11 protein-coding genes are annotated in these 8,209 nt (G+C 56.9%); 8 read left to right on the forward strand and 3 right to left on the reverse strand.

What is annotated here, in order from left to right; all coding sequences use genetic code 11:
* The first annotated feature begins 126 nt into the window (after positions 1–126).
* Together AC07VG_RS19275 and rpoS are read left to right on the forward strand one after the other, a co-directional pair.
* Positions 127–1,005: a peptidoglycan DD-metalloendopeptidase family protein gene (locus AC07VG_RS19275; protein ID WP_494999419.1), complete on the forward strand. Its 879-nt coding sequence runs from the start codon at positions 127–129 to the stop codon at positions 1,003–1,005.
* A gap of 107 nt (positions 1,006–1,112) precedes the next feature.
* Positions 1,113–2,117 (forward strand): RNA polymerase sigma factor RpoS, encoded by a 1,005-nt coding sequence (gene rpoS, locus AC07VG_RS19280; RefSeq protein WP_248794610.1) that lies wholly within the window; start codon positions 1,113–1,115, stop codon positions 2,115–2,117.
* Positions 2,118–2,181: 64 nt separating this feature from the next.
* On the opposite strand, the gene AC07VG_RS19285 is transcribed toward rpoS, so the two are convergent.
* On the reverse strand, positions 2,182–2,394 hold the full coding sequence (locus AC07VG_RS19285; RefSeq protein WP_495021694.1) for an SEC-C metal-binding domain-containing protein: 213 nt from the start codon (positions 2,392–2,394) through the stop codon (positions 2,182–2,184).
* A 7-nt stretch (positions 2,395–2,401) separates the two neighbouring features.
* Positions 2,402–2,884: an LEA/WHy family protein gene (locus tag AC07VG_RS19290; protein ID WP_494999421.1), complete on the reverse strand. Its 483-nt coding sequence runs from the start codon at positions 2,882–2,884 to the stop codon at positions 2,402–2,404.
* A 133-nt stretch (positions 2,885–3,017) separates the two neighbouring features.
* Here AC07VG_RS19290 and AC07VG_RS19295 point away from each other — a divergent pair, with 133 nt between their 5' ends.
* The gene (locus AC07VG_RS19295) at positions 3,018–3,521 is read left to right on the forward strand and encodes a hypothetical protein (protein ID WP_495021695.1); all 504 of its coding nucleotides are present in this window, start codon (positions 3,018–3,020) and stop codon (positions 3,519–3,521) included.
* On the opposite strand, the gene AC07VG_RS19300 is transcribed toward AC07VG_RS19295, so the two are convergent.
* Positions 3,514–3,990, reverse strand: a complete 477-nt coding sequence (locus tag AC07VG_RS19300) for a YchJ family protein (RefSeq protein ID WP_494999423.1) — start codon at positions 3,988–3,990, stop codon at positions 3,514–3,516. The two genes, AC07VG_RS19295 and AC07VG_RS19300, sit on opposite strands and share 8 nt — an antisense overlap.
* Before the next feature lie 94 nt (positions 3,991–4,084).
* Between AC07VG_RS19300 and AC07VG_RS19305 the strand changes: the two genes are divergently transcribed.
* The 5 genes from AC07VG_RS19305 (at position 4,085) to AC07VG_RS19325 (ending at position 8,149) form a co-directional block, all read left to right on the forward strand.
* Entirely contained in the window at positions 4,085–5,383 is a 1,299-nt protein-coding gene (locus AC07VG_RS19305; RefSeq protein ID WP_495021696.1) for a site-specific integrase, read from the forward strand.
* Between the two features lie 240 nt (positions 5,384–5,623).
* Positions 5,624–6,253, forward strand: coding sequence for a DUF2815 family protein (locus AC07VG_RS19310; protein ID WP_495021697.1), 630 nt, complete (start codon positions 5,624–5,626; stop codon positions 6,251–6,253).
* An 89-nt stretch (positions 6,254–6,342) separates the two neighbouring features.
* Positions 6,343–7,116, forward strand: coding sequence for a hypothetical protein (locus tag AC07VG_RS19315; protein ID WP_495021698.1), 774 nt, complete (start codon positions 6,343–6,345; stop codon positions 7,114–7,116).
* Between the two features lie 128 nt (positions 7,117–7,244).
* Positions 7,245–7,454 carry a hypothetical protein gene (locus AC07VG_RS19320; protein WP_495021699.1) on the forward strand — a complete coding sequence of 70 codons (210 nt, stop codon included), beginning with the start codon at positions 7,245–7,247 and terminating at the stop codon, positions 7,452–7,454.
* 41 nt (positions 7,455–7,495) lie between these two features.
* On the forward strand, positions 7,496–8,149 hold the full coding sequence (locus AC07VG_RS19325; RefSeq protein ID WP_495021700.1) for a hypothetical protein: 654 nt from the start codon (positions 7,496–7,498) through the stop codon (positions 8,147–8,149).
* Positions 8,150–8,209 lie beyond the last annotated feature (60 nt).

Below are 8,209 nucleotides of genomic sequence, written 5' to 3' on the forward strand. Positions count from 1 at the left end.
TTTAAAATGTGTCGAGTTTTTCGACTTGGCTGGGTTGTCAGTGAAATTCCAACAGCCAGTTATACTTACGTCACATTACCGCCTGTACAGGCACTCTTATTTCAGCCACCACAAAGGGAGCGGCGGGTGAGTCTCACAGTCATTCGGCAGCGTATGGGTAAAGCAAGCGTTCAGCGCCTGATGATCGGCCTTGCCCTCAGTGCTTTACTGGCTGGTTGCTCCAGTGCTCCAAAAGGCGGCGTACGCGTCGTCGATCGTAACGGCAACACGACAACGACAACCGCCAACGCGGCGCCACAGAAGCCGATGACCACCACCGGCCAGCATGTGGTCGCCCGTGGCGATACCTTGTTTTCGATCGCCTTTCGCTACGGTTGGGATTGGAAAGCCCTGGCCGCGCGCAACAATATTCCCGAGCCTTACACGATTCACGTGGGTCAGGCGATTCGCTTCGACAGCCGTTCAAATTCAACACCGACCGCCGTTGCCTCGAGCACGTCGACGGCCTCGCCTTCGGGAAAATTCACCATCACCCGGCGCCCGGCCAACTCGACGTCTGGTCCGGCAACCAGCTCACAAGCCGCCGCCCAGACACCTGTGGCCGCCGCTCCGACGCCGCCGGCCGGTCCCGCGCCCAAGGGCTGGGCATGGCCTTCAAACGGGATTCTGATTGGAAAATTCTCTTCAAACGGTAGTTTGAATAAAGGTATTGATATCGCCGGGGATTTGGGACAGCCTGTTTTAGCTGCGTCTGATGGGTCAGTTGTTTACGCCGGGAGTGGGTTGCGGGGCTACGGCGAACTAGTCATCATCAAACACAGCGATACCTACGTCAGTGCTTACGGTCACAACCGTAGGCTGTTGGTTCGGGAGGGGCAGCAGGTCAAGGTCGGACAGACAATTGCCGAAATGGGGTCAACTGGTACAGACCGGGTGAAACTGCATTTTGAGATTCGCCGCCAGGGGAAACCCGTAGACCCACTGCAATTCCTGCCGCGTCGTTGATCCGTTTTCCAGCCTGTTCTCCTGATGTAGCGGGAACAGGTTCCAGCGTTGCCAAGGATAAAGGCGTCGCTTGAGCTTGAGGTCGAACTCACCAAAGGACTATAACAATGGCTCTCAGTAAAGAAGCGCCGGGGTTTGACATCGATGATGAGGTGCTCCTTATGGACTCCGACATCGTCATGGATATGATGCCGGAGGACGACAGTTCTCCACCCCCAGTTCGTGCCAAGGCCAAAAGTGCTGCTTCGCTCAAGCAGCACAAGTACATTGACTACACCCGGGCGCTGGATGCGACCCAGTTGTATCTCAATGAAATCGGTTTTTCCCCCTTGTTGTCCCCGGAAGAAGAAGTTCATTTTGCACGCTTGTCGCAAAGTGGCGATCCCGCGGGCCGCAAGCGCATGATCGAAAGCAACCTGCGCCTGGTGGTGAAAATCGCCCGACGTTATGTCAACCGTGGTCTTTCCCTGCTGGACCTGATCGAAGAGGGCAACCTCGGCTTGATCCGGGCCGTCGAGAAGTTCGACCCGGAACGTGGCTTTCGCTTCTCAACCTATGCCACCTGGTGGATCCGCCAGACGATTGAACGGGCGATCATGAATCAGACCCGAACCATTCGCCTGCCGATTCACGTGGTCAAGGAGTTGAACGTCTATCTGCGGGCGGCGCGGGAGCTGACCCAGAAGCTCGATCATGAACCTTCCCCGGAAGAAATCGCCAACCTGCTGGAGAAACCAGTGGGTGAGGTCAAGCGCATGCTGGGCCTGAATGAGCGGGTGTCTTCGGTGGACGTGTCCCTGGGACCGGACTCCGACAAGACGCTGCTCGATACCCTGACGGATGATCGGCCTACCGATCCCTGCGAGCTGCTTCAGGACGACGACCTGTCCCAGAGCATCGACCAGTGGTTATCGGAATTGACCGACAAGCAGCGTGAGGTGGTCGTACGGCGCTTCGGCCTGCGCGGGCATGAGAGCAGTACCCTGGAGGATGTCGGTCTGGAGATCGGCCTGACCCGCGAGCGCGTCCGCCAGATCCAGGTCGAGGGGCTCAAGCGCCTGCGCGAGATCCTTGAAAAGAACGGCCTGTCCAGCGAAGCACTGTTCCAGTAGCACGGCCCTGCACCTGGCCAAATAAAAATCCCCGATCTGGTCGGGGATTTTTTGTATCCGGGCCTCAGGCCCCGTGGCACTTCTTGAATTTTTTGCTGCTGCCGCACGGGCAAGGATCGTTGCGACCCACATCCTTCAGCGCGTTGCGTACCGGCTCCTGGTGAGCGTGGCCGCAGTTCGGGCCGTGGACATGACCATGGTCGTGATCGTGATCGTGGTGGTCATGGTCATGATCGTGGTTGCAATCAGGGCCGTGAACATGGGGTTGCTGGGTCATGCTGGTGTCACTCCGGAGTAATTTCGGCGGGAATTATCTCGCCTTTGCGCTCCAGGTGCACGTCATGGCTGAGGAATAGTCCGGTTTCCAGTTCGCCCTCCAGTCGGTAGGGGATCGGATCATGGGGGTGTTTCAGGCGTTTGGTCAGGTCGCGCAGGTGCTCCCAGAGATTGGTCCTGACTGGAATCACCAGGAAGGCGTGGCTGTTGGCTTCGACGGTGAACCAGCCATTGGCGGACTCGCCTTCGCTTAGCAGCCAGCCATCGAGGTAGAGACGATAATGCAGGCCACGCACGGTCAGGCTATCGTCGTTGGGGTTGTCGACGCGAAAGTGCAGGCGAAACTTCTGTTGCACCAGCCGGGCCTTGACCAGTTCGACCCGCACCAGGCGCACCTCGGGCTCGCGGGTACTGCTGTCGAACCAGGACGCGCAGCCGGAAAGTGTCAACAGCATAAGCAGGCCGAGCGTGCCAAGTGTCCGTGAGTGCATGGGTTTCCTCCCGCCGAGGCCCCAGCATAGCAAGCCTGTGACAGAAAAAGCTCATGGTTGTGGCGGTAAATCCACTGGGGGATACTGCCTACCATTCGCGCAATGGATCAGGCTGGCGCACAGGAGTGTGATCATGACGCTTTACGAGATTGTCTTCAGTGGCGAGTCGCTGCCCGGCGCGGCGCCCGATCAGGTCAAAAGCAACCTGACCCGGCTGTTCCAGGCCGATTCCCAGCGTGTCGAGCTGCTGTTTTCCGGGCGTCGCCTGGTGCTCAAGAGCAATCTCGATGCTGTGGCCGCGGAAAAGTATCGGCTCACCCTCGAGCGTGCCGGCGCTTTGGTCACGGTGGTCGAGATGGCCGTCGAGGAGATCGAAATGACGGCGCTCGCGCCGATGCCCGGCCGCGCCCAGGTGGCGCCGCGGGATGCCTATATGGCGGCGTTCAGTGCGGTCGATGCGCCGGACTTTGGCATCGCCGAGGTCGGCAGCGACATGCAGGACGCCAAGCCTGAACCGGTCGTGGCGGTGTTGGATCTGTCAGCGTTCAGCGTGGCGCCGGTGGGTGCCGACATGGGCCAACTGCCGACGACAACCGTCGCCACGCTGCCGGATATCTCACACCTGAGTCTCAGTTGAGCAGGTAACCTGCGCAGCATTTTTTGTATTTCTGCCCGCTGCCGCAAGGACAGGCGTCATTGCGCCCGGCCTTGAGGGGCACGGTGGGGTCGATGAAATACCAGCGCCCGTCGGTTTGCACGAAGGACGACTTTTCCCGGTGGCTGTGTTCGCCGTTGCTGTCGTGCCAGCGCGCGGTAAAGGTCACGAAGGCATGTTCGGGCTGGCCGCCGAAGACTTCCGAGCTTTCCACCTGCAAGCCCAGCCAGGTGCTTTGCGCGCTCCATTCGCCGATGGCCTGGCGGTCCAGTCCGGGTTGTTGAGCCGGCAGCGTGGTGTCCACCAGATAGTCGACCAGTCCCAGCACATAGGCGCAGTAGCGCGAGCGCATCAGGGCTTCGGCGCAGGGGGGCGGATGGCCGGAGTGATAGTGGCCACAGCAGGCATCCAGCAGGTTGCCGCTACCACAGGGACAGATGGATGTACTCACGGGAATCACCACCAGTACTTGCCGAAATTTTCCGGATTGGCCCAGAACTGAGAGCAGGAGAGGAAACCCCTTGGTTTATATAGGTTTCCTTCAAATGATCGCTTCAAATCAGACCACCAATGTTAGAGATTTGTTAGACATCAAGCTGGCTAAGCCTTGGTACTACCGCAGGAATGGTCGTTACTACATGCGACTACGGCCTACAGGGGCCAAGGCTGCCGTAACGGTTTCCCTAAGAACCTCGGAGCGCTCCAGGGCTATGGACCTCTCGACGGATATCCTCAAGGGACTTGCCGGATTCCACTTGGCGAACCAATCGGCTACGTGGGAGGACCTACGGGTCTACACACTGACCATAGCTGATCAGGTCACGGCGGAAAGCTCGCTAACTGCATACGACCGAATCTTACAGGGGATCGCTGGGGAACTCGACGGTCAGCAGGCGGGTACGGCAAACGCCCATGTCAACCTGTCTCTATCTGTAAGTACCCAACCAGACCTCGAACCGATCACCTTCAGCTTCCTTGCCGACCTCTACATGTCTGAACTCAGGGCGAACGTTCAGCCCAGTACGATGCATGAGGTCACTACGTCTTGTAAGGTCATCGCTATGGCACTTGGCGAACTGGACCTGCGGACGCATACACGCGCCGATATGGTGGCTCTCAAAGAGCAGCTACTCGAAACCCGCAAGGGCTCAACCGTGAACAAGCTACTGACTCGGTTATCGACGGTCATGACTTGGGCCGTGAACACGGGACATCTCGATAAGACATACGACAAGGGGCTCAAGCTGACCAAAGGTGCCGACAGCACCCGAGAGGCGTTCTCGCAAGATCAGATAGCTACCCTCATGACCTACGCCAATGGCCTCCCTGATGATTCATGGAAGCGTTGGGCGCTATCGCTGGGCGTCCTTACTGGGGCTCGTATCGGCGAGGTCTACCAGCTTGCCAAAGACGATGTGAAACAGATTGGCGATGCCTGGATTATCGATATCAACGCAGACAACGGGAAGACCCTCAAGAACAAGCATTCTGCCCGTGTCGTTCCGTTGGTCGATGGGGCATTTGGGTTCAACCTTGAAGCGTTCCTTGAGTTCGTCAAACGGTGCAGCTCTGACCGGCTGTTCACTGCCAAAGCTCATTATTTTAACAAGCCACTGAACGAGATGATTCGAGAGGTGCTCAAGCTGGAGGCAGGGGGCGACCTGTCGTTCCACTCGTTGAGGCACTTCGTTGCGGGGGCCCTGAAAGCCGCTGAGGTTCCCCTGGGGATCGCTCAGGAAATCCTGGGGCACAGCTCGGGTTCTATTACATTCGATCTATACGGGGCGGGTAGGACGGTGCAGGTTGTCCGATTGGCTGAGGCTCTGGGGGGCGCTCTGCGGTAATGGCACCGCTCTACAGAAAGTGAACATCTGCCGTTTTGGATTTGCCCTGCATTGTTTGTCGTATTTTCTGGCGGAAATCCAAGACGGACCTTCGGTGCCCCTTCTGCTCATCATGAGGCAAGCTCTCCGTTCCGCTTTTCTAAATGGTGCATTGCGCTTGTCTCTGATTCCTTCGCCGAGTCTCGGCAGCCCCACTCATGACGACTACCAGCGGCTCGAAACTGGCTGGCGCACTGAGTCATGATGATCAAGAAAGAATTCCATTTTACCCCGGTTGGTATTGCCGACGATTACTGCTCGATCCAGAAGCCAGACTATGGCAACCCTGAGAAGGGTTTCGGTAACCCTCGCGGGGTCTACAAGGTCGACCTGACCGTTCCAAACCGTGAGGCCCAACCGCTGATCGACAAGATCAACAATCTGCACGAAGCGAACTACGCGACTATCTGCGAAGAGTTCGAAGCGGCCCGTCCGGCCCTCATGGCGAAACTGGGTCGCGGTAAGAAACTGCAAGAACCCTATGAGGGCAACATGCCGTACTTCGAAAACGAAGACGGGACGGTCACCTTCAAGTTCGCCTCTTATGCGTCCTACGTGGACAAGAAGACCGAAGAGCTGAAGCCCCTGGTCCTGAAAGTGGTGGATTCCAAGGGCAAGCGCATCGACAACGTTCCGGCCATCTCCGGTGGTTCGGAGCTGAAGGCCCGTTTCTCCATGTTCCCCTATGGTTTCTCGGCTGTCGCTGGTGCTTCCGTCAAGCTGCAATTGGACTCTGTGATGCTGCTGAAATTGGTCGAGTACGGTGATGGTGACGAATGGAGTGGTGAGACAGTAGAAGGTGGCTACGAGGTTTCAGACTCAACGGGATAGGCTTTGGCGGTCCGAAATAGGCGCTGCGTAAAACCCCTCACTTTAGCGAAGAAAGACATTCCGTCGACTTGCTGATGAGGAGCCACACGATGCTTGCAACTGCCGAACTGGACCGCCAACGTGCCACCCATGCCCAACTGACCACGATCATATGCCGAGAGCCTTGGACGCTGCCTGACCCAAACCGCAAACCACCAGAGCCACGGGCAACCGAGCTGCTCAAAACCATGAGCCAACGCGCTGCCGCTGCTGAGTTAGGCATTTCTCGTCGCCAACTGTCCAAGATGGTCGAGGCTGAAGCTCAAGCTATTGAGGATGAGAACCCGTTCATTGTTGATGCGCTCGGACATCTGCCCCGTGTGTCTGCCATTGATTTGGTCGCTGAGAAAGCCTGCCGCCCTCAAGGGGCCAAGTGGGCCGACTACAAGGAAATCATTGCGGACCTTTACGGCTTCACAGAGGACGGGAAACTGGCCGCAACGAGCCAACAGCTCAAGGACTTGCGCAAGGCGGTCAAGAAAAGGCACCCGACTGCATTGTTTGTTGCCGATTGGATCGACCCTGATCGGGCAGTAAGTCAACGGAATGCTGTTCTTGCAGAGGTTGTTGAGCTGACCGACAGAATCACGGAGGCTACTACGCGCCTTGCTCAAGCGTTCCCCGGTGGCAGCTCCAGGGCTGTCCAGGTTCAAGTATTGAATCTAATCGACTATCGGACCTCGGTCACTGCTGTCAATTGGGAGGGCGCCGAGGCTGACCGAGCTGCGCAGTTGGTGAACCGCCTGGGTGATGCGGGACCTGCGATAGCTGGAGGAATCGAAATATCGCTGGCTGACCCGGTGCTTGATTCGCTGTGTCTTTGAGCACCCCGTGATTGCATCGAGTGGTCCGGTCATTGAAAACGAGTGGTCCGGGCTGTAGCCCTTTAACGACGTGGCCTGTAGCGATTTTTGACACTCAGTTCCCCCCATACATAAGGAGGGACCTAAAGATGGACCAACAGTTGCCTGAGCTGCTCAAAGAGGAGGCTTTCAGTTTGGGGTTGTTGGCAATAGCCACCCCCACCTATGAGGACATCGTAAAGGGCAACAAAGAGATCCTGATCACTCTATGGTTCTCCTTGAATGCCCCTTGGCGAGAACTGAGCAAATTTCCGTTAGGCTTTAAAGTGGGTGGGCTCTGTCTCGGGAGGTGGATTTAAGACACAATCCGGAGTTCTGAACATTTCCACAGAGATTGATCATGGCGGCCACTTACGAGCAGAGAGCGGTTTTGTTTTTGGATGTCCTTGGATTTAAGCGTCTTATAGATGAGCGTCGCGAGGATTTGATAGAGGAGGCGCTGGCTATTACTACTGCGCAGTACCAGTCGAACTATGTGGTGTCAGCATTCTCAGACAACATGGTCGTTTCTCTTGCGTTTCGCCAAGGGTATGAGCTGGCGGAGTTGATTCAGTTTGCCAGCTTTCTTACCTTGCACCTCCTTCATTTGGGGGTCTTGTCACGCGGCGGTATTGCGGTTGGGGAGTTACGCCACCAAGGCAATATTGTTTATGGCCCTGCGTTAGTTGAGGCGTACCGACTCGAAAACCAAGTTGCCAACAACCCTCGTATCGTCTTAGCTCACGATGCAGTGGCAAAATCGCTGGGCATAGGGGGTAACCCGCATGGGTGCGAGGAGCTCATTCGTGGGTTCCTACGCACAGATTTCGATGGGTTGGAACATGTGAACATATTGGACCATAAGGCCATGATGCCTTTTCACATCATGCTTCCAGCTGAGGCTCAAGGACCCGGACAGATCTGTTTTAAAGCGCTCATAGCAGCGAAGACTGAAGCAGTTAGGCGCGCGCTTGATAATAATCCGCCAACTGACCCCCGTGAACGAGCCCCATGAAAGACAGGACACCGTTCCCCCCTTAAGATAAGGGATAGGCAAACGGGTATGTTTATGACT

This window comes from Pseudomonas sp. GW821-FHT03C07, from assembly GCF_059420925.1.

What these genes read in the sequence shown, in the direction of transcription:
- AC07VG_RS19295 (WP_495021695.1), top strand. Translation starts at nt 3,018, where the DNA reads ATGACGCTTTACGAGATTGTCTTCAGTGGCGAGTCGCTGCCCGGCGCG.
- AC07VG_RS19320 (WP_495021699.1), top strand. Translation starts at nt 7,245, where the DNA reads ATGGACCAACAGTTGCCTGAGCTGCTCAAAGAGGAGGCTTTCAGTTTG.
- rpoS (WP_248794610.1), top strand. Translation starts at nt 1,113, where the DNA reads ATGGCTCTCAGTAAAGAAGCGCCGGGGTTTGACATCGATGATGAGGTG.
- AC07VG_RS19315 (WP_495021698.1), top strand. Translation starts at nt 6,343, where the DNA reads ATGCTTGCAACTGCCGAACTGGACCGCCAACGTGCCACCCATGCCCAA.
- AC07VG_RS19285 (WP_495021694.1), bottom strand. Translation starts at nt 2,394, where the DNA reads ATGACCCAGCAACCCCATGTTCACGGCCCTGATTGCAACCACGATCAT.
- AC07VG_RS19290 (WP_494999421.1), bottom strand. Translation starts at nt 2,884, where the DNA reads ATGCACTCACGGACACTTGGCACGCTCGGCCTGCTTATGCTGTTGACA.
- AC07VG_RS19305 (WP_495021696.1), top strand. Translation starts at nt 4,085, where the DNA reads ATGATCGCTTCAAATCAGACCACCAATGTTAGAGATTTGTTAGACATC.
- AC07VG_RS19325 (WP_495021700.1), top strand. Translation starts at nt 7,496, where the DNA reads ATGGCGGCCACTTACGAGCAGAGAGCGGTTTTGTTTTTGGATGTCCTT.
- AC07VG_RS19310 (WP_495021697.1), top strand. Translation starts at nt 5,624, where the DNA reads ATGATGATCAAGAAAGAATTCCATTTTACCCCGGTTGGTATTGCCGAC.